The sequence below is a fragment of the Myxococcales bacterium genome, from assembly GCA_016706225.1.
GTDB lineage: Bacteria > Myxococcota_A > Polyangia > Polyangiales > Polyangiaceae > JADJKB01.
Map to the genome: position 1 here is coordinate 122,926 of JADJKB010000013.1, position 23,704 is coordinate 146,629.

21 protein-coding genes are annotated in these 23,704 nt (G+C 67.8%); 10 read left to right on the plus strand and 11 right to left on the minus strand.

Going from position 1 to position 23,704, the window contains the following annotated elements; translation table 11 throughout:
- Window positions 1–69: 69 nt before the first annotated feature.
- From IPI67_21615 to IPI67_21630, 4 genes are all read left to right on the plus strand, one after another.
- Window positions 70–1,554: a L,D-transpeptidase gene (locus IPI67_21615; GenBank protein MBK7582780.1), complete on the plus strand. Its 1,485-nt coding sequence runs from the start codon at window positions 70–72 to the stop codon at window positions 1,552–1,554.
- A 150-nt stretch (window positions 1,555–1,704) separates the two neighbouring features.
- On the plus strand, window positions 1,705–2,877 hold the full coding sequence (locus tag IPI67_21620) for a hypothetical protein (protein ID MBK7582781.1): 1,173 nt from the start codon (window positions 1,705–1,707) through the stop codon (window positions 2,875–2,877).
- A gap of 179 nt (window positions 2,878–3,056) precedes the next feature.
- On the plus strand, window positions 3,057–4,034 hold the full coding sequence (locus IPI67_21625) for an SUMF1/EgtB/PvdO family nonheme iron enzyme (GenBank protein ID MBK7582782.1): 978 nt from the start codon (window positions 3,057–3,059) through the stop codon (window positions 4,032–4,034).
- A 147-nt stretch (window positions 4,035–4,181) separates the two neighbouring features.
- Window positions 4,182–5,015 carry an SUMF1/EgtB/PvdO family nonheme iron enzyme gene (locus IPI67_21630; protein MBK7582783.1) on the plus strand — a complete coding sequence of 278 codons (834 nt, stop codon included), beginning with the start codon at window positions 4,182–4,184 and terminating at the stop codon, window positions 5,013–5,015.
- A 20-nt stretch (window positions 5,016–5,035) separates the two neighbouring features.
- Here IPI67_21630 and argB read toward each other — a convergent pair whose 3' ends face one another.
- Window positions 5,036–5,839 (minus strand): acetylglutamate kinase, encoded by an 804-nt coding sequence (argB, locus tag IPI67_21635; protein ID MBK7582784.1) that lies wholly within the window; start codon window positions 5,837–5,839, stop codon window positions 5,036–5,038.
- On the minus strand, window positions 5,836–6,831 hold the full coding sequence (gene argC / locus IPI67_21640) for an N-acetyl-gamma-glutamyl-phosphate reductase (GenBank protein ID MBK7582785.1): 996 nt from the start codon (window positions 6,829–6,831) through the stop codon (window positions 5,836–5,838). The genes argB and argC overlap by 4 nt, the downstream gene beginning before the upstream one ends.
- 138 nt (window positions 6,832–6,969) lie before the next feature.
- On the opposite strand from argC, the gene IPI67_21645 reads away from it, so the two are divergent.
- The gene (locus IPI67_21645; GenBank protein ID MBK7582786.1) at window positions 6,970–7,383 is read left to right on the plus strand and encodes a hypothetical protein; all 414 of its coding nucleotides are present in this window, start codon (window positions 6,970–6,972) and stop codon (window positions 7,381–7,383) included.
- A 55-nt stretch (window positions 7,384–7,438) separates the two neighbouring features.
- Here IPI67_21645 and IPI67_21650 read toward each other — a convergent pair whose 3' ends face one another.
- Together IPI67_21650 and IPI67_21655 are read right to left on the minus strand one after the other, a co-directional pair.
- Window positions 7,439–9,166: a hypothetical protein gene (locus tag IPI67_21650; GenBank protein MBK7582787.1), complete on the minus strand. Its 1,728-nt coding sequence runs from the start codon at window positions 9,164–9,166 to the stop codon at window positions 7,439–7,441.
- Window positions 9,163–10,428 carry a histidine--tRNA ligase gene (locus IPI67_21655; GenBank protein ID MBK7582788.1) on the minus strand — a complete coding sequence of 422 codons (1,266 nt, stop codon included), beginning with the start codon at window positions 10,426–10,428 and terminating at the stop codon, window positions 9,163–9,165. Before IPI67_21655 ends, IPI67_21650 begins: the two co-directional genes overlap by 4 nt.
- Before the next feature lie 124 nt (window positions 10,429–10,552).
- On the opposite strand from IPI67_21655, the gene ruvX reads away from it, so the two are divergent.
- From ruvX to IPI67_21680, 5 genes are all read left to right on the plus strand, one after another.
- Window positions 10,553–10,972: a Holliday junction resolvase RuvX gene (gene ruvX, locus IPI67_21660; protein MBK7582789.1), complete on the plus strand. Its 420-nt coding sequence runs from the start codon at window positions 10,553–10,555 to the stop codon at window positions 10,970–10,972.
- 119 nt (window positions 10,973–11,091) lie between these two features.
- A complete protein-coding gene (mltG, locus tag IPI67_21665; GenBank protein ID MBK7582790.1) occupies window positions 11,092–12,102 on the plus strand; it encodes an endolytic transglycosylase MltG in 1,011 nt (336 codons plus the stop codon).
- Window positions 12,103–12,211: 109 nt separating this feature from the next.
- Window positions 12,212–14,191, plus strand: a complete 1,980-nt coding sequence (gene tkt / locus IPI67_21670; protein MBK7582791.1) for a transketolase — start codon at window positions 12,212–12,214, stop codon at window positions 14,189–14,191.
- A 66-nt stretch (window positions 14,192–14,257) separates the two neighbouring features.
- Window positions 14,258–14,656, plus strand: a complete 399-nt coding sequence (locus tag IPI67_21675; GenBank protein MBK7582792.1) for a DUF433 domain-containing protein — start codon at window positions 14,258–14,260, stop codon at window positions 14,654–14,656.
- A gap of 278 nt (window positions 14,657–14,934) precedes the next feature.
- A complete protein-coding gene (locus IPI67_21680; GenBank protein MBK7582793.1) occupies window positions 14,935–16,227 on the plus strand; it encodes a hypothetical protein in 1,293 nt (430 codons plus the stop codon).
- Window positions 16,228–16,355: 128 nt separating this feature from the next.
- On the opposite strand, the gene nagZ is transcribed toward IPI67_21680, so the two are convergent.
- The 7 genes from nagZ to accD form a co-directional block, all read right to left on the minus strand.
- Window positions 16,356–17,435, minus strand: coding sequence for a beta-N-acetylhexosaminidase (gene nagZ, locus IPI67_21685; protein ID MBK7582794.1), 1,080 nt, complete (start codon window positions 17,433–17,435; stop codon window positions 16,356–16,358).
- Window positions 17,436–17,500: 65 nt separating this feature from the next.
- A complete protein-coding gene (locus tag IPI67_21690; protein ID MBK7582795.1) occupies window positions 17,501–18,895 on the minus strand; it encodes an ABC transporter permease in 1,395 nt (464 codons plus the stop codon).
- Window positions 18,892–19,638, minus strand: a complete 747-nt coding sequence (locus IPI67_21695; protein ID MBK7582796.1) for an ABC transporter ATP-binding protein — start codon at window positions 19,636–19,638, stop codon at window positions 18,892–18,894. Before IPI67_21695 ends, IPI67_21690 begins: the two co-directional genes overlap by 4 nt.
- Window positions 19,635–21,002, minus strand: a complete 1,368-nt coding sequence (locus IPI67_21700; protein MBK7582797.1) for a phosphoglucosamine mutase — start codon at window positions 21,000–21,002, stop codon at window positions 19,635–19,637. The genes IPI67_21695 and IPI67_21700 overlap by 4 nt, the downstream gene beginning before the upstream one ends.
- Window positions 21,002–21,487 (minus strand): YajQ family cyclic di-GMP-binding protein, encoded by a 486-nt coding sequence (locus IPI67_21705; GenBank protein ID MBK7582798.1) that lies wholly within the window; start codon window positions 21,485–21,487, stop codon window positions 21,002–21,004. The genes IPI67_21700 and IPI67_21705 overlap by 1 nt, the downstream gene beginning before the upstream one ends.
- 38 nt (window positions 21,488–21,525) lie before the next feature.
- Window positions 21,526–22,764, minus strand: a complete 1,239-nt coding sequence (locus IPI67_21710; GenBank protein ID MBK7582799.1) for a bifunctional folylpolyglutamate synthase/dihydrofolate synthase — start codon at window positions 22,762–22,764, stop codon at window positions 21,526–21,528.
- Window positions 22,761–23,612, minus strand: coding sequence for an acetyl-CoA carboxylase, carboxyltransferase subunit beta (accD, locus tag IPI67_21715; GenBank protein ID MBK7582800.1), 852 nt, complete (start codon window positions 23,610–23,612; stop codon window positions 22,761–22,763). The genes IPI67_21710 and accD overlap by 4 nt, the downstream gene beginning before the upstream one ends.
- Window positions 23,613–23,704: the final 92 nt, after the last annotated feature.

Sequence of the window (23,704 nt, forward strand, 5' to 3'; positions counted from 1 at the left end):
GTGGTGAAGCGCGATGCTGATGCCGTCACCGGCAAGGGGTGCAAGGGCGAGTGGTATCGCGTGTACCCGATGGGGTTTGCCTGCACCGACGAGGTGACGACCGACATGGAAGCGCCGCTCTTGCGCGCGGCGAGTGTGCGGCCGGAGCTCGACAAACCGATGCCGTATCGCTACGGCTTCGTGCGCGCCACGGCGCCTCAGTATCTCCGCGTGCCGACCAAGGCAGAGCAGGAAAAGAGCGAGTTCCAGCTCGCGGAACATCTGGACTGGTACGAAGCGCACAAGAGCGAGGTTCAAGCTGTCGTGACCGGCGCCAACGACGTGCCGCTCGACGCGCGCGGCATCGCATTGCCCGGGCTGAAGCTCCCGGAGGGCGTGAAGCCGAGCACCGAGCTCAGCCAGAACCAGCTCTTCGGTGGCAAGACCCCGAATGACCCGATTCCGTTCTGGCTGGAGGGTAACAAGCGCACGATCCCGAACGTCTCGGGCTTCAACGTGCCCGAGTACGCGGTGTTTGCCGATCGCGTGCGAAGAAAGACAGGCCTCTCGTTCGTCGGGGCCTTCGACGCCGATGACGGCGGATTCAAGCGGCACTTCGCCATCACGGTCGACCTCCGGCTAATCCCCACGACCAAGGTGAAACCCGATACCGGCTCGCCCTTCCACGGCATCGAGCTCGGCAAGGCAGTCGAGATGCCGTTCGCCTGGGTGAATCGTAGCGAGGTCAGCACCTGGAAGCTGATCAGGAACAAGGACCAGGCCAAGGCCGCCGACGAGATCCCCAAACGCGCCATCGTGCTGCTCAGCGGCAACGCGCGCATCAAGGCGGGCAAGCGCTTCTACCAGACGAGCAAGGACAAAACCCGCTGGCTGAGAGCCGAGGACATCTCCGTGGTGACTCCGCCCGCGACCTGGCCGGAGTCGGCCGAGAAGGGTGAGAAGTGGATCGACGTGTCGCTGGCGCAGCAGACGCTCGTGCTCTACGAGGGCAAACGTGCCTGGTACGCCACGCTGGTCTCGACGGGGCGTGACCGCATGGGGGATCCCAAGACCACACTCTCGACCATTCAGGGGCAGTTCAGGCTGCAGAGCAAGCACATCGCGGCGGCGATGGACTCCAACGAGAACTCGACGCTCGCCGGCGGCAGCATCACGCGCGCCGTGGCGGTCAGCGGCGACGCCGCGGCGACCGTGGCACGGCTCAAGGCCGCCGAGGAAGACGGCAAGAGACTCAGCGAAGACGACCAGCGCCGGTTGCTCAACATCAAGAAGGGGCGTGATCCCGAGTACGGCATTACGGTGCGACGGGGAGCGAAGAACTTCGAGCTCCGGGACGTGCCCTGGATCCAGTATTTCGCGGCCGGCTACGCGCTGCACGGCGCCTACTGGCACGACGTGTTTGGCATCCCGCGCAGCCACGGCTGCATCAATCTGGCTCCCGTCGATGCGCGGCTGGTCTTTCGCTGGACCGACCCTCCGCTGCCGGAGGGCTGGCACGGCATCAACGTCGGGCCGGACATGGGGCAGGGGACCGCCGTCTACGTCCACGAGTGACGGGCGCTGGAGGCGGCTCGCGCTTGGGCGACAAATCGCGGCGATTCGCCCTCGGTCACCCTCGGCTCGGGCCACGCCGGGCGGGCGCGCCGGTCGTATGCGGCCGCTAGCACTCGCCCGATCGGAGGAGCTGAGCTATCAGACACGGCGATGGGTGCACTGCGCTTCCGGCTCTTCGGCTTCCCGGTGGAAATCCAGATCGGGTTCTGGCTGCTGGCCCTGATCATCGGCCTGCGCCCCGGGCGGCCTTGGACCGACGCGGTGTTGTGGCTGGTCATCATCTTCGTCTCCATCATGGTCCACGAGCTGGGGCACGCTTTCGCGGCACGGGCCTACGGCCAAACCCCGAGCATCGCCCTGCACATGCTGGGCGGCGTGACGTCCTGGTCGGCCACGCATGACCTGGGCAAGAAACGGCGCATTCTGGTCACCCTCGCCGGGCCGGGCGCCGGCTTCGCCCTCGGGTTCGCGGCGTACGCGGCGCTGGTCGGCGTGACGCGACTGGTGGGCACCGCGCCGAAAGAAGCCCCCTGGGTCGAGGCGCTGGCGCTCCTGGCTTTTGCCAACGTGTTCTGGAGCGTGATCAACCTGCTGCCGGTGCTGCCCTTCGACGGCGGGCAGGTGCTCGCGACCGCGCTCGGACCCGAGCGGCGCAAACTCTTCGCGACGGTCTCGCTGATCTTCGGGGTCGTGACGACCATCGTTCTTTATCGAATGGGTTCGCTGTTCGGGGCGCTGCTCTTTGGCATGGGAGGCATCTCGAACTTCATGTCCGCGATGCAAGAACAACCCGCGGAGGCGGCGGGCCGCTTGCCGCCCGACGCGGTGAAAGAGCTGCTCGACGAGGCCAAGCGCGCGCTCGATGGCTCGGATGGCGCCCGCGCGGCGACGCTGGCGGGCGCCGCGCTCGAGACCAGCCGCGTGCCGGCTGAACGCAAGCTGGCAGTGGAGCTCCTGGCCTGGGCTGCGCTGGCAACTGGCGACGTCGCCCGCGCCCGAGACCTGGTTCGCCTCTCCAAGGGCACCCTCGACCCCTACGTCGAGGCGGCAGTGGCGGAGGCCGACGGGGGGCGGGACCACGCGATCCGGCTACTGACCGCGCTCCGACTGCAGGGCGACGCCCGCGTCGAGGTGGCCGCGACCTTGGTGAGGCTGCAGCTCGAGGCAGGCTCGACCCGGGGAGCCGCGGAGCTCACGCTCGAGATCGCCGAGCACGTCCCGGATGGGGATCTCGAGCGCATGGCGGAGCTGGCTTCCGCGGCGGGACTCGCGGATCTCGTGGAAGGTCTGCGCGCGAAACTGGCCGAGCGCAGCACCGCCTGAGCCGAGCATCGGGTCGAGTTGCGGCGTACTGGTGGGGCGCGAACGAGCGCGGCCGCAGGCCTCGTCGAGAGCGGTAGGCGGAGGCCAGACTCGGCGGCACGACGGATGCACTGGCTCCAATCATGTCCGGGAATTTGGTTGGGTCACCCGAGCGCTGCGACCATGTAGGTGGAGGTCGTATGAGTCGGCATCTCTTGGCGGGGTTCTTGGTGGTGGCGGGAAGCTTCTTGAGCCAAGGGGCTGGAGTCATTGTGGATTCGGCAGCGTATGCCAGCCGCAGCGCGATCCCGAGCTTCGCCGAAGCGGCTCCTCTGGGCACCGCCGACCCCTACCAGGGAGCGATGGACGACCGTCACGCGCCTCGTCACACGCCGCGTAACAGCGTCACCCGTGCGGGGTTCGACGTGAACGTTGCGCCCACCCCTGACAGCCCCGTCGCGGGGGCGCCGCCCGGTGCGGTGGCGCAGAGCGGCAAGGCCTGCCCGCCCGAGATGGTCACCGTGGAAGGCGACTACTGCACCGACGTGCGCCACAACTGCGTGAAGTGGCTCGACGACCCGGCGCTGCCGTACGCGCGCTGCGGCGAATACGAGCCGAAAGCGACGTGTGTTGGCGAGCGCGTGAAGATGAACTTCTGCATGGATCGGCACGAGTACACAAAACCCGGCGAACAGCTGCCGATGAACCAGGCGAGCTTCGTGATCGCCAGTGACACCTGCAAGGGCATCGGCAAGCGGATCTGCACCGAAGACGAGTGGAATTTCGCCTGCGAGGGCGAAGAAATGCGGCCCTATCCCTACGGCTGGACGCGCGAAGCCAAGTGCAACCAGGACCGCCCGAAGGAAGAGCTCTACGACGCGAACAACAAGCAGTACCAGGTGCTCGCCGACCGCCGCATGCCCAACGGCGGCAATCCCGAGTGTGTGAGCCCGTTCGGCGTCTACGACATGGCGGGCAACCTGGACGAGCCGGTTCTGCGCGAGAGCCAGCGCTACAACTACCCCTACCGCAACGGGCTGAAGGGCGGCTGGTGGATGCCGGCCCGCAACCGCTGTCGCCCGGCCACGACCAAACACGACGACCACTACAAGGACATCCAGGTCGGCGTGCGCTGCTGCTCCGACGCCCCAGGCGCCTCGGTGGGCGCGCACGGTTGAGCGGCAGGTGGGTTAGCGCACAGCCTGAGATGTGAAGGCAAAGCGGCCGAAATCGCAGCTTTGTCTGGGATGGGCAGAGATTCCGACCGGGCGGCCGGCGAACAATGCGCTTGACGCACCCGCGTTCCCCTGAGATTCAAAGACGGCGTGAGACGCCTCCCCACCGCCGGCGTGATGGGCGCAGCCTTGCTGCTGCTCGTCGCCTGTAACCGACGCGACGCGGCTCAACCGCAGGCGGTCGACGAGGTGGGCTCCGTCCCGATGCTGGCGCAGTCTCCCACGCTCGCCTCGCTGCTGCCCGCAACGGTCAACTTGGTCGACCTCGCCCGGCCGGCCGAACCGAAAGCCTGTGGCGCGGGCATGGTGCTGGTCGAGGGGGAGTATTGCCCGGAGGTCGAGCAGCGGTGCCTCAAGTACATGGATCCGCCGGGCCGCTTCGAGTTCTTCCGCTGCGCGGAGTACGCACAGCCCGCGAGGTGCCTCTCGCCCAAGAAGAAGATGCGGTTCTGCATGGACCGGTCCGAATACGTGAAGCCCGGTGAGACGCTGCCTGCGAACGACCAGAGCTGGACGGATGGGGACCGGACCTGCCGCGGGCTGGGCAAGCGGATGTGCATGGAGAGCGAGTACAACTTCGCCTGCGAGGGTGAGGAGATGCGCCCGTACCCCTACGGTTTCAAGCGCGACGCCTCCGCCTGCAACGCGGACCACACGGACGTCGTCTCGCCCGAGGGCAAGCTGCGAGACATGCGCGTGACGGCGGACGAGTACCCGCGCTGTGAGAGCCCGTTCGGGGTCAAACACCTCGCCGGTAACCTCGAAGAGTTCGTCAGCATCGACAACTCGACCCCGGTGCGACCGGCCATGAAGGGCGCCTACTGGCAGCCCAGCCGGAACTTCTGCCGCGCCGCTCAGACCGCGCACGACCGCTACTATCACGGGACCGAGACCGGTTTCCGCTGTTGCTCTGACGCCAAGTGACCCGCGGCGCGAGCCCGCCGTCAGGCGACGAGCAGGGTGCCGACGCTGCCGGGTTGGGCCGCGGCCTGCGCCAAGCCGCCGTTCAATAAGTGCACGCGGGGCACGCCGGCCTCGAGCGCGACGACGGACTCCTCCAGCTTGGGGATCATGCCGCCCCGAACCACCCCCTCGGCGATCAGCTGCCGAGCGCGCTCGATACTGAGCTGGGGAAAACGGCTGGCCGGATCGTTCCGGTCCGCGAGCACACCCGGCACGTCCATCAGCGCCATCAGATCCGAGGCGCCGAGCGCGACGGCCACGCGGGTCGCCACGATGTCGGCGTTGATGTTGAAGACGCGCCCGGCGGAGTCGGCGCCGAGGCACGCCAGGACCGGCAGGTAGCCCGCGCCCCCGAGCAGGTCGAGCAACCCGACGTCGAAGCCAGCCACGTCGCCGACGTGACCCAAGTCGATCGGGTCGGGGCCTGCACCGCTGTAAATCCGCGGAGGACGCTGGGTGGCTCGGATGACCGAGCTCGACGCGCCATGCAGGCCGACGGGTTTGGCGCCCGCAGCCAGGAGCGCCGCGCACAAGTCGACGTTCGCTTGCCCTGCCACCGCCATCTTGATGGCTTCTAGGGCGAGCGCATCCGTCACGCGCCGGCCGCCGACGATGTTCGGCGTCTGGCCGAGGCTTTTCTGTAGGGCGGTCGTCTGCGGTCCGCCGCCGTGCACCACGACCACCCGCCGCGAGCGCGCGAGCTCTGCCAGCTCACTGGCGACCGAGCCGAGCTCACTGCCCCGGATGACCTCGCCGCCGAGCTTGACGACGATGCGCTCGGTCACGGATAGCCGCCGGGATCTTCGAGCGAGAGCCGCTCGTCGAGGCCGAGCAGCAGGTTCATGTTCTGAATGGCCTGGCCGGCGCCGCCCTTGATCAGGTTGTCGGTGACGCTGAAACAGGTCAAAAGCCGGGTTGCGCCGTCGACGGGCCCTGCAACGATGGCGACCTCCACGTGGTTCGAGCCGGCCACTGCGACCACCTCGGGCAGGCGCCCGTGGGGAACCCGTACGAAGGGCTCGTCGGCGTAGAAGCGGCTCGCCAGCGTCTCGATTTCGGTCGAGGGAATGGCTGCGTCGACTCGCACGAAGGACGTCGCGAAGATCCCGCGGGTGAGCGGCGCCGACACCGGCACGAAGCGCACGGACAGCTGCTTGGCGCCCGCGGCGGCGAGGGTCTCCTCGATCTCGGGCACGTGCTGGTGTGACAGCGGTTTGTACGTGCGCAGGTTGCCGGCTCGCACCGGGTGATGCGTCCCGGCGCTGGGCACGATGCCGCTTCCGCTCGAGCCGGTGATGGCGACCGTCTCGACCGACCCGCTGAGCCAACCGGCTCTCGCCAGCGGGAGCAGCGAAAGCTCGATGGTCGTGGCAAAACAACCCGGCGAGGCGACGTACCGAGCGCGCCGGATTGCGTCGCGGTTCAGCTCCGGCAGCCCGTAGACGAATTCAGCGAACAGCTCCGGACAGGGGTGCGTCTTGCCGTAGTGTTTGGCGTAGGCATCGGCGCTCTTCAGCCGGAAGTCGCCGCTCATGTCGACGATGCGTACGCCTGTGGGCATCAGCTTCGGCACCACCTCGGCGCTGATCTTGTGGGGCAAGCCGAGCAGCACGACGTCCATGCCCGCGGCGGCGGCCTCGGGGGGCAGCGGCTCGAAGCGGAGCTCGGTCAACCCGTCGAGGTTCGGGTGGGCAGCGCCCAGCGGCTCGCCGATGAAATCGAGGGAGGACACCCGCGCGAGCTCCACCTCGGGGTGGAGCAAGAGCCGGCGGATCATCTCGCCGCCGCCGTAGCCCGAGCCGCCGATGACGGCTGCTTTGAAGCGTTTCACGGGGGCGGAAGTTAGCGTGCGGACCTGGGCTTGGCGAGTGGGGCATTGCCGAGGCGCCCAGGCCGCGGCTAGGCTCCCGCCGCCATGCGCCGACTCGCCTTCGTTCTTGCCGCCGCCGCCTTTGTGTACGCGCTACCCGCCGCCGCCGAAGAGGCAGCCGCCCAGCCCAAGGCGCCCGGCACCGCGGCGCCCGCGGCGGACAAACCCGTCGAGGAAGCCGAGGCGCCGAAGGAGTCTCCGCTGCCGTTCGCGATGTTCATGTCGGGCGCCGGCGTCGGCACCGCGGCGGTCGGGGCGTACCTGGCCTTTGCGACCGACGATCTGGGCTCGAAGCGCCTGGGTGTTCCGCTGATGATCGCCGGCGGTCTCAGCGCCGCCGCGGGCGTGACGCTGATCGTGCTCTCGAGCAAGGAGCCGGCGAAGGTGGGACGGGCGCCGCGCCCGGTGCACACCCTGAGCTTGGGCCCCACGAGCGCGGCCTACAGCTTTCACTTCTGATTCGGCTTTCGCGCTTTCGAGCGAAACACGAAGGCTCAGCCGCGGCCGGCAGCGGTCAGTCTTTTTCCTGGCCGCTCAGCTTGATCGGGATCCACAGCGTGCGGATCTTCACCAGATCACCGCGGCGTGTGTAGCCCGCGAGACCATACAGCACGTTCCACCAGTGACCGTCGGGGGTCTCGCCGTAGCTGAAGGCGGGGAAGACGTGGATCTCCCAGTCCAGGCCGTTCGAGAGCTTCTTCTCGTGGTAATAAACGTTGCCGACCAGCTGAGCCACGCTGTCACGATCGCTGAAGCGCCAGTAGATCGGGAAACCCACCGTCGCGCGGGAGTCCCGCCCGACGAAGTCCCAGAAGAACGGCGCGACGACGGTGTGTGAGCTGTGGCCGTTGCGTCCGAGATACAGAATCGGGTGAATGTTCGTCTCCCAGCCTCGGAGATCGGTCGTGTGCTGGAAGAACGGAGTGATCCAGGTGGTCTCACTCACGCCGTAACGCTTGAAGTGGCCCCAGAACGGGAAGAAGACCTGGTTGGACTCCCGGGGGCTCGTGCGCGAGTACAAAAACGGGAAAAAGAGCTTCTGATCGAGGCCGATGTCCGGGTCTTCGTAGTGCCAGTAGAGCGGCGTGATCATGTCGAGCTTGGTGCGCCCGCGATGGCGCGCGTAGCCCCAGGTCACGAACGTGCTCGCGCCATCCTCCGCCTTGGAGATCAGGTAGAACGGGTTCACGAACAGCGACGAGTTGCCCTTCCACCCGTAGTGGAAGAACGGGAGCAACGTCGTGTGCCGCTCGTTCGGTCCCCAGATGCTCCAGTACAGGGGCATCAAGTGGAAGATCTCCCGCTCCTGAGTGCGCTCGCGATAGTACGGCCCCCAGAGATTGACGTACGTCTCGGTGCGGTCGTTGTACTTGTAGTAGTGGAGCAGCGGCGGGATCAGCTCGTACTTGCTCTGCTCGGTCTGGCCGAAGAAATAGAAGGGCGCCACCCCGAAATCGAGGTCGTAGGCGGTGCGCGGATCGCACGATTTGCCGCCCTTCCAGGTGCAGAACATCGGCCCGACGAGGTTGAAACCACCCTGGCCGTCCGCGTCGGTGCGCGTATACGTGAGCAGCGGCGGGATGATGGTGTAGCCACCGTGTTTGCGCTTGCCCGTGAAGTAGAGCGGCGCCAACCAGTTGTCGCGCTCGCCGGGCGCAACTCGGTTTACATAAGGACCCACCACGGTGGTGCGGCTGCCAACCTTGAGGTCGCGCATGTTCCACACCAGAGGGAACAGCACGTCGTCGGCGCGCTCGGCGCTGCGGCGGTTGTAGTAGAGCCCGCCGTAGAGCGACGCGCGATCCACGACCTTGGGGGCCGTGGCTGACGGTTGGGTGCGCTCGGCCCAGACCGGAAACGCCACGCGGAAGCGGTAGCCGCCGTTCTTTTCCGAGTAATACAGGCCCAGGAACTGGCGCTCGATCTGGCCGGTCTGGCCCTGCGCTTGGTCGTCGAGCTGGGTGCTCGTGCCGATCTTCTGTTTGATCTTCTTGCCGACCTTGAGCGGGTCTTTCGGCAGTCCGGGCTCACTGCCCGGCGGGAGCAGCGAGTCGCCGCCGCCCGCCGCGTGCATCTCGGGTGAGCCGGGCGGTGCCTTCGGCTGTGCGCCCTTCGGCTGCTGACCCGTGCCCATCGGCGCGATGCCGGGGCCGAACGGGTCTTGCGCGTGGGCTGGCCGCGCCAGTGCAACGACCGAAAGCGCGCACAGCACCAGCAACCAGAGGCAGCGGAGTCGGTTCACACGCCTCCGCCGGCCGCGGCGCCTGCGACCTTGGCGACCACGTCGCCGAGAGCGAGCGCCTCTTGGGAGTGCTCGACCAGATCCTTGAGCTGAACGACGCCTTGCTCGAGCTCGGCCTCGCCGATCACGATGCACCAGCGAGCTCCCAGGCCGTCGGCACGGCGCAGCATGCTCTTCAACGAGTTGCCGCGGCCGTCGACGTCGGCCCGCACGCCGGCTTTTCTCAGTGCCCGCCCGACCTTCAGGGCCTCCTCGATGGCGCGACCGCCGAGAGGTGCGACCGCACAGGTCGGGCGCTGGGCCAGGTCTCGCTTGCCGAGCGCCAGGAGGATGCGCTCTAGGCCCATGGCAAAACCAATCGCGGGCACCACCGGACCCCCGAGCTCGCGGATCATGCCGTCGTAACGACCGCCGCCGCACAGGGTGTTTTGGGCGCCGAGCTCGCCCGCGCCGCTCTTCAGCTCGAACAAGGTGCGGGTGTAGTAATCGAGGCCGCGGATCAGCAGCGGATCGACCGTGTACGGGGTCCCGAGGGCGTCCAGCTGGCGTCGCAGCGTGTCCCAGTGAGCCTGGTCGTCGGGCTCGAGCACGTCGAGCACGTTCGGCGCGTCCTCGCAGGCGGCCTGGTCACGGGGATCTTTCGAGTCGAGGATGCGCAGTGGGTTCACCTGCAGGCGAGTCCGCGCGTGGTCACTCAGCTCGTCGGCCTTGGGTTCGAGGAAAGCGAGCAGCGCCTGGCGGTACCGCTCGCGCGTCGCAGCGCCTCCGATGCTGCCGACGCTCGCCACCACGTCGGAGATGCCGAGCTCGCGGAACAGCCCGACGAGCATGTCGATCATCTCGGCGTCACACGCCGGCCCCGGATCGCCGAAGATCTCGCAGCCCGCCTGGTAGAACTGCCGGTAACGTCCACGCTGCGGACGTTCTGCCCGGAACATCGGCCCGAGGTAGTACCAACGGCTGATCGGCTCCTTGCCGTGCAGCTTGTGCTGCACGTAAGCCCGAGCCGCGCCGGCGGTTCCCTCGGGGCGCAAGGTCAGGGACTCGTCGTGCCGAAGGAAGGTGTACATCTCCTTCTCGACCACGTCGGTGGTCTCACCGATGGAGCGCACGAAGAGCTCGGTCCCCTCCACGATGGGGGTCCTGACCTCGCCGTAGCCGTGAAGCTCCGCCGTCTCCCGGAACGCCCGTTCGAGCGCGTGCCAGTGGGCGACTTCATCCGGCAGGATGTCGTTCATCCCCTTGACGGCGCGATAGCTCATGAACGGTTCCTGGGGTGGGCTCCCCCGCGTTTTCGCCTCGCGCTTATGCTCGGATGAGGGGGTAGGGTCAAGGTCTCTGAGCGAAATCGAGCACATGGCGCCGCGCGTGATAGAACCTCCGGCGATGCGCGCGGCTGCCATCGATCTGGGGACCGTCCGGGTCGGCCTCGCCGTGGCGGACGACCTCGGCGTCCTGGCGCACCCCAGGCCGTTCTTGAACGGGCGAGACCGGCCCGCGTTGTTGAAAGAGCTGAGCCGGATGGCGCGCGAGGACGCCATCGAGCACTTCGTGGTTGGGCTGCCCCGGCGCCTGGACGGTCGGGAGGGGCCGGAAGCGCGCCGCGCCCGGCAGTTCGCCGAGAAGCTCCGGGCTGCCTCGGGCGTTAGCGTGGAATTGATGGACGAGTGGCTGAGCACCAAGGAGGCCTCGGCCCGCCTGCGTGAGCGGGGCGTCAAGGCCAAGGAGGCGCGGCAGCTGATCGACAGCGAAGCAGCCGCCGTGCTGCTGCAGAGCTGGCTCGACGGGAGACGCGAGCGCTCGTGACCGCGAAGCGTCCTCGCCCCCGAGCGCCGGCTCGCAAGAAACCTGCGAAGCGTCCGCGGCGTCGAGCTCGCGGCGGGAAGCGGACCTGGGTCGGGATCGCCATCGGGGTCGGTGTCGTGATGCTGCCCTTCTGGTTGTTGTTCGCCTGGGCGACCCTGCCCGGGGCCGGCACTGGCAAGCGCGTCGTGATCGACTGGCCGCGGGACGACGATGCGACGGCTGCGGGCGCGCGGCTCGCTCGTGCGGGCGTCATCACGAGCCCGCGGCTGTTTGCCTTCTACCTGTGGGTGTTTGCCAGTGCTTCGGAGGTCGAGCCGGGCACCCATCTCTTGGACGATCGACTGAGCGCGCGTCGCATCGCGCAGCGCCTGACCCGCGGGCGCTTCCGACCGCGAAAGAAGATCACGCTGCCGGAGGGGTGGACGCACGTGCAACTCGCCCGACGGCTCGAGGACAACGACGTCTGCGGGGCCGACGCGTTCGCGCAAGCCGTCCGGGATCCTGGACTGCGGCGCGAGCTCGGCGTCGATGGTGAGACCGTCGAAGGGCTGCTCTACCCGGCGACCTACGATTTCGGTGTGGACACCGCGCCCGCAGAGATCGTGCGCATGCTGGTCACCACGTTTCGTAAACGCTTCGGTAACCTGGCGGCGAGGCATCCCGGCGCACTCGAGGCCCTCGAGACCAAGCGGGGTTGGGGGGACCACGAGATCGTGACGCTGGCGTCCATCATCGAGCGCGAGGCCGTGGTCGACAGCGAGAAACCCATCATCGCCAGCGTGTACTTGAACCGCCTCGACGACCCCGAGCACAAGCCGGAGAAGATGCTGCAAGCCGATCCGACCGCGGCCTACGGTTGTGTGATCGAGCCCGAGCGGGCGCCGAGCTGCGCCGCGTTCAAGGGCAAGGTGACGCCGGCGCTGCTCAGGGACGCTGCGAATCGCTACAACACGTACAAACATTCCGGCCTGCCCCCCGGACCCATCGCGAGCCCGGGGGATGCGTCGATCGAAGCGGTGCTGGCCCCGGCGACCACCGACTATCTGTATTTCGTGGCGGCTGGCGGGGGCAAACATCGCTTCAGCCGCTCGCTCGCCGATCACAACAAGGCCATCGAGGAGACCCGCTGAGGCTGTCGGCCCCAGGCCGTGAGTTTCTTCTGGGCGAGTGCCCGGTAAAAGCTCGACGCTCCGGCCCGCCCCTTGGCGGCCTGACGCCGCTGGTCTACGGGACGAGGCCATGTCGACCGCCTTCGAGTCCGCCGTAAAGACCGTTCGTTTTCTGTCCGTCGATGCCGTCGAGCAGGCCAATTCTGGCCACCCCGGCACACCGATGGCCCTCGCCGGCATCGGCGTCGAGCTGTTCACTCAGCACCTGCGCTACGTGCCGACCGAGCCCGACTGGCCGAACCGCGATCGCTTCGTGCTCTCGGCGGGGCATGCGTCGATGCTGCTCTACTCACTGCTGCATCTCGCTGGGTACGACGTCTCGCTGGATGACCTGAAGGCGTTTCGGCAGTGGGGCAGCAAGACTCCGGGGCACCCGGAGGTCGGCCACACTGCAGGGGTCGAGACGACCACGGGCCCGTTGGGGCAAGGTGTCGGCAACGCGGTCGGCCTGGCTCTGGCTGGCAAGATGATGGGCGCCCGGGTGAACGAGCCCGGTGACCCCGTGATCGACTATCGGGTGTTCGGCATAGCCGGCGACGGCGACATGATGGAGGGGATCTCCAGCGAAGCTGCCAGTGTTGCGGGCCACCTGGGGCTCGACAATCTCGTTTTGATCTACGACGACAACAAGATCACGATCGACGGCGCGACCAGCCTGTCGTTCAGCGAAGACGTAGGCAAGCGCTTCGAGGCCTACGGTTGGTACGTGCAGCACGTGGACGGGCACGACCCGGACGCCGTGAGGAAAGCCATCGAGAGCGCCATCGCCGAAGACCGCCGACCGAGCCTGATTGCTGCGCGCACCCACATCGCGATCGGGGCGCCGACCAAACAGGACACCTCGGCGGCCCACGGCGCGCCCCTTGGAAAGGAAGAAATTGCCGGTGCAAAGGCCAAAGCCGAGTGGCCCGCGGAGCCGTTCTTCGTGCCCGCCGACGCCACGACCCCGTTCAAGGCCAAGGTCGCCGAAAATACCAAGCTGCTCGCCGCGTGGAAGGCGAAGGTCGAAGCGTTGGCAGGTCCGCGCAAGCAGCTCTTCGCCGCGCTCTCGAGCCGGAGTGTGCCGGCGAACCTGTTGCCGGAGTTGGTCAAGACGCTGGATGGCAAGGCCGACGCCACGCGCTCCCTCGCGGCGAAGATTGAACAGCAGGTCGCGGCGCTCGTGCCTTCACTCGTCGGCGGTTCGGCCGACCTGGACGAGAGCTGCAAGACCCACATCAAGGGCGGCGGCTCGGTGTCGCGTGGCGAGTACGGCGGCAGGAACTTGCACTTCGGTATCCGCGAGCACGCCATGGGTGCCATCACCAACGGCCTGGCACTCTCGGGCTTCTTCGTGCCCTTCGGCTCCACCTTCCTCGTGTTCAGCGACTACATGCGCCCGAGCATTCGTCTCTCGGCGCTGATGGGTCAGCGCGCCATCTGGATCTTCACCCACGACTCGGTGCTGCTCGGGGAGGACGGGCCGACGCACCAGCCGATCGAGCAGGTCGCGGCGCTGCGCCTGATCCCGAACCTGGACGTGGTGCGCCCGGCCGACGGGCTCGAGTGCGCCGCAGCCTGGGCCTACGCGGTCGAGCGAGTGCACGCCCCGACCTCGATCGTGCTCACGCGCCAGAAGACGGCGGCCTTGTCTCGACCCGAGGGTTTTGATCCGGCGCAAATCGCCCGCGGCGCCTACGTGCTCGACGACGCCAAGGATCCCAACGTGATCTTGATCGCCAGCGGCAGCGAGGTGGGCGTGATGGTCGAAGCGAAGAAGCTCCTCGGAGCGGATGGCTACCGCGTGCGGGTGGTGAGCGCTCCGTGCTGGGATGCGTTCGCGCGCCTGCCCGCGGCAGAGCAGGAGGCGGTGATCGGCAAGGGCGTCCCGAGGGTCACCTTGGAAGCCGGACGCACCTCGCTGTGGCAGAGCGTCGCCGGCCCGTCGGGGCTCGCCCTGGGCATCGATCGCTTCGGCGCTTCTTCGCCCGCGGCCCGCATCGCGGACGAGCTCGGCATCACGCCCGCGAAGGTGGCGGCGCAGATCCGCGCGCACCTGGTCCCGCGCTGAACATCGGATCCCGATCCCCGCTGGGGTCGGTCCAGGGTATGAATCTGCGAGCCCCGGGGTGGCACCATGAGCCTACCGATCGTTCTCGTACCGCACCCCCACGTACGCGTGGACGCGAAGACTCTTGGCGGGAGTCCGCATGTGGCGGACACCCGCATCCCCGTGCGCCGTTTGTACACGTTCTACAAGAACGGCGCGCGCGTCGAGACCTTGCTCAAGCGTTACCCGCAGCTCGAGCCGGCGAAGGTCTTCGACGCGCTGGCGTTCGCCCTCGACAACCTGGAGGTGATCGAGGCCGACCTGGAGCGAGAGCGGGAGATGCTCGAGCGCACCGGAGCGCGGCCGGCGCCTGGCTCCGGCAACGCTCGTCAGATCGATCTGCCCTTCGGGGAGTCGGCTCCGAAGACCCTGCCCGCGGCCCGGGCGCGCACGCGCTCACGAAACGCTGGGCCTCGCTCGCGCTGAGCGGGCGCCGGACCGACCCGCGGGCCGGTGTCGCTTGGCAGGGGCTCACTGAACAAAGGTCTTTACAACCCCGGAAAAAGGGGCGATATCGCCGGCGACGTGAGCCGGGATGCGCCCGACGAGCGTCTTCTGCACAGGCCTCTGGCCGGCTTTCGGCCGATGCACGTTACAGACGAGGCGAGTGACTCGAACCCAAGACTGCGCTTCCAAAGCGCGGTGATCCGGGTGTAGCGTCCCCCGCGGCTTTGGATAGTCAGCTTCCGAGGAGGAGATTGAAGATGGTCGTTAATCGTTGGCGGATGATGGGTGGTCCGGTGCTTGGCACCGCGGCTCTGATTGCAGCACCGCTGCTCATGAACTGCGGCGGCATGCCGGGGTTGCCGGGGTTGCCTGGCTCGTGCCCGGCGGACATCAGCGATCCAAGCGCGATCATGAAGGCCAACTTCGGCCTCGAGGCGGGCATGGAAGGCAAGATCAAGGGCGCGCTCGCAGCGGGCGCGAACTTGAAGAACCTCGCGGCTGCGGTCGAAGGCGACGTCACGGTCGCGTGCGGCGACCTCGCGAAGGATCTCGGCGCTTCGGACGAAGACATCACGGCGAAGGAAGAGGGCCCGGGCAAGAAGGCGGAAGCCGCCTGCCAGGCCGCCGTGAAGTTCCTCGGTGTGGTCAAGGCCAAGGCCAAGATCAGCGGCAAGCTCGACGTCAAGGTCGTCCCGCCGAAGTGCTCGGCGTCGATGAACGCGGCGGCCGAGTGCGCTGGCTCCTGCGACGCATCGGTCTCGGGCGGCAAGGCCGAGGTCAAGTGCGAGGGCGGCGACATCAGCGGCTCGTGCGAGGGCGAGTGCAAGGGCGGATGTACCGTCGAAGCCGGCGCGAAGTGCGAGGGCAGCTGCGGCGGCTCCTGTGAGGGCAGCTGCGAGGCTGACTTCAGCGGCACCTGCGGCGGCGCTTGCGAAGGCAAGTGCGACGGCCAGGCCTCCACCGGCAGCGACAAGAACAAGGGCGCATGCAAGGGCAAGTGCGAAGGCAAGTGCTCGGCGAGCGCGAAGGGCAACTGCGGGGGCAAGTGCTCCGGCAAGTGCTCGGCGTCTTGTGAGGTCAAGGGCCAGGCCAAGTGCGAAGGCACTTGCTCGGGCAGCTGCTCGGTCGAGTTCAAGGAGCCCAAGTGCTCCGGTGAAATCGTCCCGCCGAAGGTGAGCGCGGAGTGCAAGGCGAGCTGTGACGCTGAGGTCAGCGCGAAGCTCGAGTGCACGCCGGCCCGCGTCAGCGTGAACTTCTCGGGTGCGGCGGACATGGAAGCGTCGGCCAAGCTCAAGGGCGCGCTGGAGAAGAACCTCCCGGCACTGCTCAAGGTGACCCTCGGAATGAAGGGCCGTATCGAAGGCGCGATCGCCAGCGTGAAGGCCTCGATCGAGGGCGTGCAGGCGGCGGTCAAGGGCGGCGGCAAAGCTGCTCTCAAGGTCGGCGGCTGCCTCGTGGCGTCGCTCAAGGCTCAGGTGGATGCTTCCGCCAGCCTGAACGTGTCGGTCTCGGCGAGCGCTTCTGCAAGCGGCTCGGCTGGCGCCGGCTGAGTCCAGTCTCGACTGGATGAGGACCAGGGCCTCGCGGAAACGCGGGGCCTTTGTCTTTTGTGGGGAGAGGGCTACGGGCGCGGCAGGCGGGCAAGGGAGCCGGGAGCGGCCGCGGGTGCGGGACGCGATCAGCTGAGGCGCTCTGCCAGCTCGGCTTCGAGTGCTTTCACGCTCGGACCACCAATCTTCGACGCATCCGCCGCCGGTCGGGGAGGGAAGCGGCGGCGCGCTGAGAGGCAGCGGCCGACGGCTTGTTCGCAGCGCTCGCGGAACTCCGGTGAGCGCTCGGCTTCCGCGGTGAGGGCGGCGTGAGCGCGCTCTTGCAAAGCGAAGTCACTGCAGATGAGGAGCGCGTCGCAGCCCGCGCGGATCGCGCGCACGGCGCTCTCCTCGACAGGCATGCGATCGGCGAGGGCCTTCATCTCGAGGTCGTCGCTGAAGAGCACGCCCGCGAAACCCAGTTCGCTGCGAAGCATTCGAGTCGCGATGCGCTCGCTGAGCGTCGCTGGCTGGGCGGGGTCGAGCGCGGGGTAGACCACGTGGGCGCTCATGAAGCTGGCGATGCCCAGCCTGGCCAGCGCGCCGAACGGAGGGAGCTCGAGCTCCCGCAGTCGCGCCTCGGAGTGGTCCACGAACGGCAGCGCGAGGTGGCTGTCCAAGAGCGTGTCGCCGTGACCGGGGAAGTGTTTGCCGCAGGCCATCACGCCGGCGGACTCGAGCCCTGCGGCCAGCGCCCCCGCGAGGCGGGAGACTTGCGTGGGATCGGATGAAAACGCTCGGTCACCGATGATGGGGTTGGCCGGGTTCGAGTCGACATCGAGCACGGGGGCAAAATCGAGGTTGTAGCCGAGGGCCGAGAGCTCTTGCCCGAGCATCACACCGATCCGTCGCACGAGCTCCGCGTCGGCAAGTGTGCCCAGGGCGCGCATGGGCGGAAGCTTCAAGAACGGCGCGGGCAGTCGGCCGACACGCCCGCCCTCCTGATCGACCGAGATGAAGGGCGGCAGCGCGGCCGGCGTCGCCTGAATCACCTCGAGGTTGAGCGCGTGGGCTGCCTCGAGACTGGGCAAGTTGCGCTTGAAGACGATCACTCCTCCGCGCCGCCCCGCCGAGAGTACGTCGCGCATCTCGCCCGGCAGGCTCGTGCCACTGAAGCCTCCCACGATCAGCTGACCCGTGAGCTCGAGGGTGGACAGGGTGCTCGGCATCACGTCCGAGATTTACGCGAAAGCCGCGCCGCGGGCGAAAAACGCGCCCGTCACTGGCCGAGCCATCACTTGTCCCGGCTGAGCGCCTCGGCGGGGTCGGTGCGCGACGCTCGCCGCGCAGGGCCGAGGGCGCCGAGCAGCGCAAAGGCGCAGGCAAACGCCACGGCCAGCAGCCAGAGCCAACCCGGGAACACGAAGAACGACTCGGGCTTGAAGGGAAAATCCGGGAGATCTTTGGCGGCGCGCCAGTCGGCCACGAACGCACCGGCGCGGGCGACCAGGGCTCCCGCGAGCCCCGCCAGACTGCCGATGACCAGCGCGATGGAGAGCAGCCAGCTGCGCATGTCCCGGGCGCTGGCCCCGAGCGCGCGATAGAGCCCGATCTCGTGCTGTCGCTCGGTGACCAGCATCCGGAACGTGTGCGCGATGTTCAGCGCGGCAACCGCCAGGATGACCGACGCCACCAGCACCAGCAGCGCGAGCACGCCCGAGATCAAGACACTGACGTCGCGTGCGCGGGTGTCGTGGGGCGTGAGCCCGAGCAGGGCGGCGGAGTTGATCACGCGTCCGGAATCGCTGGGGCTCGCCACGCGCACGACCACACTCGAGTATTTCGAGGCCGCGGACTCCCCGGCGTATTCGCGGTTCCAGCGGCGGACGACCTCGATCGGCAACGTGACCCCGAGATCGATGGCCTTGGGGGAGATGCCAACCACCTTCACCCGCACCTTGCGCTCCTCGCCGTGACGAGCGACCCCGAGCAGGGAATTGCCTAGAGTCATTTCGAAGGCCACGCCTTGGGCGCGTCCGATCAGCGTTGCGGCCACCGGCGGCAGGCCGTGTGCGGGTGCGATGCCGTGGTCGAACAGCTCGACCAGGTAGTGACTGACCAGCGCCGGGACGGGATCGGAGCACTGCCCCCGAGGCACGCCGCTCGGGCGCTCGCAGTACTTGGGCGCCGTGCAATCGGCATTGGTCGTGCACTCGGCGCCGGGGCTGGCGAGTGGATCCGTGAACTCCGGGATCGAGGCTGGCCCCGGTCGCGTGACGAGCGCCGTGTCGATGCCGTCGCCGACCATCTCGTGCGTGCCGATCTCGGTTCCGAGGATTTCCTTGCCCCCGCGGGCCATGCTCGGGAATCGAAAGCGCAGCTTCGGGAAGACCTCGAGCACGCCAGACTCGGCCTTCAGCCTGTCGACACTCGCAGCATCGATGCCCGGGGGTTCGGTGGGGCCGCCCAGGAGCGACAGGAGGCCCGCGCTGGTCTTTTTCGGCTCGAGCTCGATCTGATCGATGGGGAAGACGTCCCCGAGCAGAACCTTGCGCGCGCCGAGGCCCAGCGCCAGGAAGAAGACCAGGGACGCAACGCCGACGGCGATGCCAAAGCCCGCGGTGACGAGGGGCCCGCGGGCGCGACCGAGCTCGGTCTTCACCATCGTGGACAGGGCGTCGAACCTCATGCGCCTTCCGCTTCCTCGGCGTGGATCACGTCCGCGTCCACTGCCTCGTGCTCGCGCCCCATACCCAGCTGGCCATCCACCATGTCGATGGTGCGGTGAGCCAAGCGGGTCAATCGGTCCTCGTGGGTCACGATGACGATCGTGCTCTGAAAATCCTCGTGCAGGCCGGCGAAGAGGTCGATGATCTGCTCTCCGGTCTTGCGATCGAGGTTGCCCGTTGGCTCGTCACACAGGAGCAACGTCGGTTTGTGAAGCAGGGCGCGCGCAATGGCAACACGCTGGCGCTGACCGCCCGAGAGCTCGGCCGGCGTCGAGCCTGCGCGATCCGCGAGCCCGACCCGCTCGAGCACCTCCCGAGCGCGCTCGACCACCGGGCGGCCCGCTTCATCGCGCGCGAACAGTGCGGGTACCATCACGTTCTCGAGCACCGTGAGGTGACCGAGCAAGTGGAAGGCCTGGAACACGAACCCGATCCGCTCACCCCGGAGACGCGAGAGCTCGGCGTCCGAGAGCGCACTGACGTCTTGGCCAAATAGGCTCAATTTCCCCTGAAAACTGCGATCCAGCCCGCCAAGCATCGACAAGAGGGTGCTCTTGCCGCAGCCACTCGGGCCGAAGATGAGCACGACCTCACCCCGCTCGACCGAGAGGCTCACAGCATCCACCGCCTTCCGCGCGGCCTCGCCGGCGCCGAACACACGGGTCAGATCCCGCGCCACGATGACAGGTTCGGCGCGCGTCACTCGGACAAGCCCATGTCGGAGCGCGCGGCCTCGGCCATGGTCTTCACGCTTTGCTCGAGCACGGCCAGATCCGGACCTTCGACCATCAAGCGGAGTTTGGCCTCGGTCCCGCTCCATCGCACGAGCACCCGCCCGTCGCGACCGAGCTCGGCCTCGACCCGGCGGATCTCCCGCGTGAGCGCCGGCATCTCGTCGACCGGTCGCCGGCTCGGCAAGACGACGTTCTCGAGCAGCTGCGGCACCTTGGTCATGACCTGCGCGAGCTCGGACAGCGGTTTGCCCTCCGCGACCATGATCGCGAGGACCTGCAGCGCGCCGATCACGCCGTCTCCCGTCGTAGCGTGGTCGATGAAGACCAGGTGACCACTCTGCTCGCCGCCGAAGCTGAAGCCACCCTTGCGCATGGCCTCGACCACGTAGCGATCGCCGACGGCCGTGCGCAGGACGGTGCCGCCGAGGGGGGTGAGGGCGCGCTCCAGTCCCATGTTGCTCATCACCGTTGCGACCACCGTGCCGTGCGCCAGCTGCCCGGCCCGCAGCATGCGCGTGGCACACAGCGCCATGACCGCATCCCCGTCGACGATCTGCCCGTTCTCGTCGGCCACGATCACCCGGTCAGCGTCGCCGTCCAGCGCGATGCCGATGTGGGCGCCACGCTTGGCCACCTCACGCACCATGGCTCCGGGGTGGAGCGCGCCGCAGGCCTTGTTGATGTTCCTGCCATTCGGGGTGACCCCGATTGCAAACACCTCGGCGCCCAGCTCGGTGAAGACCAGCGGCGCCACGCGATAGGCCGCGCCGTGCCCGGCGTCGACCACGACCTTGAGCCCATTCAGCGTCAGATCCTTGGGGAACGCGCTCTTTGCGTAGACGATGTACCGACCGGTCGCGTCGTCGATGCGCTCGGCCCGACCCACGCGGTCCCCGGTGCATGGCCGCTGATCGAGCGCCGCGTCGTCGAGCAGGCGCTCGATCTCGAGCTCGCTTTCGTCGGCTAGCTTGAAGCCATCCGGGCCGAAGATCTTGATGCCGTTGTCGTCGTAGGGGTTGTGACTGGCGCTGATCACGACGCCGGCGTCGGCGCGCATGCTCTGGGTGAGATTGGCGACGGCTGGCGTGGGCATGGGGCCCGTCAACAGCACCCGCCCGCCCATGGCGCAGATGCCCGCGGCCAGCGCCGTCTCGAGCATGTATCCCGAGAGGCGGGTGTCCTTGCCGATCACGATGCGGGGGGCGCGCCCGCTCTCGCGCCGCGCGACCAGCGTGATGGCGCGCCCGAGCCGCACCACCAGCTCAGGCGTCATCGGCGGGATGTTCGCCTTGCCCCGGATGCCGTCGGTCCCGAAGAGCCTGCGCCCGCTCATCAGTCCCTGAAATTCACGAACTGGAGCTCGATTCCCAGATCTTCTTTTTTCAAGAGCCCGATGACGTCCTGCAGGTCGTCGCGCTTCTTGCCGGTGACCCGGACGGTGTCTTGCTGAATCGACGCCTGGACCTTGGCCTTGCTGTCCTTGATCAGCTTGATGAGCTGCTTCGACTTGTCCTGCTCGATGCCCTCTTTGATCTTGACCAGGATCTTGGCGCCGCCTCGGGGCCCAGGGGTCGGATCACCCACCTCGGTGTGTTTGAGGCTCACCTTGCGCCGGATCAGCTTCTCTTGCAGCACGCCAACCGCGGCCTGCGCACGCTCATCGCTGTTCGCGCGGATGACGATGCCTTCCTCGGTCTTGTCGAGGCTGGTCTCGGTGTCCTTGAAGTCGAAACGCTGGGAGACCTCCCGCGAGGCCTGATCCAGCGCGTTCGTCACCTCGGCCCACTCCACTTTCGAGACGATGTCGAACGACGGCATGTTGACGACGAAGCTCCAGCTGGCGACGAAACGTAAACCTAGAGATCCACCGCCGGATCGGCGGGAAGGTTCAACAAGATGGCGCGGGCTGCGCCCACTAAATAAGTCGAGCCGGTGACCACGACGAGCCCGGTCTGACCCACGCGCGCGCGGGCGAGGCTCAGGGCCTCCGCCACGCTCGCGGCGACGGTGCCGTTGAACGCCGCTGCCATTTCGCTCGGGTCGACGACCTTTGCGGGGTCGAGCGGGGGAGCGACGAAGATCTTGTGGGCCGCAGCCTGATCGAGCCGCCGCACCATGGCCTTCCAGCTCTTCGTGCGCAGGGCGCCGAACACCAGAGCGACGTCGCGCCGGCTCTCGATCTCTCCGAGCACGGAAGGATCGAGCACGTGCGACAGCGCCACCGTGCCGTCGGGATTGTGTGCGCAGTCGAGCAGCGTGAGCTCCTGGCCGTTCCGGTGCAGGAGCTCGTTGCGCCCAGGCCACTGGGCGGACTCGATGCCATCGGCGATGGTGCGGGGCGCGAACCCCAGCTCTTGCGCCGCAGTGACCGCGACGGCGAGGTTCGAGCCGAACATCGCGAAGCGTGGGTACGCGAGCGCGGCGCCGGGGATTGGCTCGGGGCTGCCCAGCGCCACCACGTGTGCGCCCACCTGAGCCGAACGGCGCTCCACCACGTCGCGCGCGTCGGGGTGCAGCTTGCCGACCACGACCGTGGAGCCCTTCTTGATGATGCCTGCCTTCTCGGTGGCGATCTTCGCGAGGCTGTCCCCCAGCTCTGCCATGTGATCGAAGGCGACGCGGGTGAGGACCGCCACCCGCGGTGGGGGGATGACGTTGGTCGCGTCCAGGCGACCGCCGAGCCCGACTTCGAGCACCGCGAGCTCGACCTTCGCCTCCTGAAAGGCCAGGAACGCCGTCAGCGTGGTGACCTCGAAGAAGGTCAGTTCCGGCGCCGCGTCGAGCACCCGGGTGAGGATCCGGAGCAGCGTCTCGTCGTCGAGCGGAACCCCGTCGATCTGGATCCGTTCCGCGAAACGGATCAAATGCGGGGAGGAGTAGAAACCGACGCGTTTGCCGCCGGCGAGGGCGATCGAGGCGAGGAAGGCCGAGACCGTCCCTTTGCCGTTGGTGCCCGCGATGTGCACGGCCTCGAAAGACCGCTCCGGGTTTCCGAGCGCGTCACACGCGGCCTGCATGCGCTCGAGGCCGAGCTGCCGGCCCCGCGGAACGAGGGCGTACAGGCGCTCGAGCGTCGTCTTGAGGTCGTCGCTCACGCGCGCCCCCCGGTCAGGTGCCCGATCAGGACACTCAGCGTGGATTTCATGTCTGCTCGCGGGACGATGCGGTCGACCATGCCATGACTCTTCAGGAACTCCGACCGCTGGAAGCCTTCGGGCAACGTGGTGTGCAGGGTGCTCTCGATCACGCGTGGGCCTGCGAAACCGATCAGCGCGTTCGGCTCGACGATGTTCAGATCACCGAGCAGCGCGGTGCTGGCCGCGACGCCTCCGGTGGTCGGGTGCAGACACAGGCTGATATACGGCAGTTTCACGCTGCGAAACTGCGCCAGCGCCGCCACGGTCTTGGCCATCTGCATCAGGCTGAGGATGCCCTCTTGCATGCGCGCGCCGCCCGAGGCGTGGAGCAGCACGACGGGCAGGCGTTCCGCGGTCGCACGCTCGAACAGACGTGTGACCCGCTCGCCGACGACGGAGCCCATGCTGCCGCCCATGAACGAGAACACGTAACAGCCGTACGCGATGGCGCGGCCGGCCAAGAGCCCGCGTCCGGTCTCGACCGCCTCGGAGTGGCTGCTCTGCTTCTTCGCGCGATCCAGCCGATCGCGATAACTCTTGCCGTCGTTGAAGCGCAGCGGGTCGGCGGGGGCAACGTGGTCATCCCAGCGCTCCAGCGCGCCGCCGTCCAGGAGCAGGTTCCGCCACTCCGCGGGTGACATGCGGTGGTGGTAACCGCAGTCCGAACACACGTGCCACGAGGCGCTGAGCGCCTCGGAGGTCAGGACCGTGCCGCAGCCCCCGCACTTCCTGAACACACCTTCACCGAGTGAGCGTTTCTCGTTCGAGAAGCTCTGAGCCGGGGTCTTGTCGGGGAGGCGGGACACGAGCGGAAGGCTAATCTATCAGAGGGAATAAATAGGGCCGAATGCCCAGCCGGCTTTGACCGCGGAGGGTCGTACAGGCCGGGCGTGAGCGC

Excerpts from the sequence above, each read along its gene's own strand:
- IPI67_21615 (MBK7582780.1), top strand. The coding sequence starts at position 70 with ATGGGGTTTGCCTGCACCGACGAGGTGACGACCGACATGGAAGCGCCG.
- IPI67_21620 (MBK7582781.1), top strand. The coding sequence starts at position 1,705 with ATGGGTGCACTGCGCTTCCGGCTCTTCGGCTTCCCGGTGGAAATCCAG.
- IPI67_21625 (MBK7582782.1), top strand. The coding sequence starts at position 3,057 with ATGAGTCGGCATCTCTTGGCGGGGTTCTTGGTGGTGGCGGGAAGCTTC.
- argC (MBK7582785.1), bottom strand. The coding sequence starts at position 6,831 with ATGATCCGCCGGCTCTTGCTCCACCCCGAGGTGGAGCTCGCGCGGGTG.
- IPI67_21645 (MBK7582786.1), top strand. The coding sequence starts at position 6,970 with ATGCGCCGACTCGCCTTCGTTCTTGCCGCCGCCGCCTTTGTGTACGCG.
- IPI67_21655 (MBK7582788.1), bottom strand. The coding sequence starts at position 10,428 with ATGAGCTATCGCGCCGTCAAGGGGATGAACGACATCCTGCCGGATGAA.
- ruvX (MBK7582789.1), top strand. The coding sequence starts at position 10,553 with ATGCGCGCGGCTGCCATCGATCTGGGGACCGTCCGGGTCGGCCTCGCC.
- mltG (MBK7582790.1), top strand. The coding sequence starts at position 11,092 with ATGCTGCCCTTCTGGTTGTTGTTCGCCTGGGCGACCCTGCCCGGGGCC.
- tkt (MBK7582791.1), top strand. The coding sequence starts at position 12,212 with ATGTCGACCGCCTTCGAGTCCGCCGTAAAGACCGTTCGTTTTCTGTCC.
- IPI67_21675 (MBK7582792.1), top strand. The coding sequence starts at position 14,258 with ATGAGCCTACCGATCGTTCTCGTACCGCACCCCCACGTACGCGTGGAC.
- IPI67_21680 (MBK7582793.1), top strand. The coding sequence starts at position 14,935 with ATGGTCGTTAATCGTTGGCGGATGATGGGTGGTCCGGTGCTTGGCACC.
- nagZ (MBK7582794.1), bottom strand. The coding sequence starts at position 17,435 with ATGCCGAGCACCCTGTCCACCCTCGAGCTCACGGGTCAGCTGATCGTG.
- IPI67_21690 (MBK7582795.1), bottom strand. The coding sequence starts at position 18,895 with ATGAGGTTCGACGCCCTGTCCACGATGGTGAAGACCGAGCTCGGTCGC.
- IPI67_21700 (MBK7582797.1), bottom strand. The coding sequence starts at position 21,002 with ATGAGCGGGCGCAGGCTCTTCGGGACCGACGGCATCCGGGGCAAGGCG.
- IPI67_21705 (MBK7582798.1), bottom strand. The coding sequence starts at position 21,487 with ATGCCGTCGTTCGACATCGTCTCGAAAGTGGAGTGGGCCGAGGTGACG.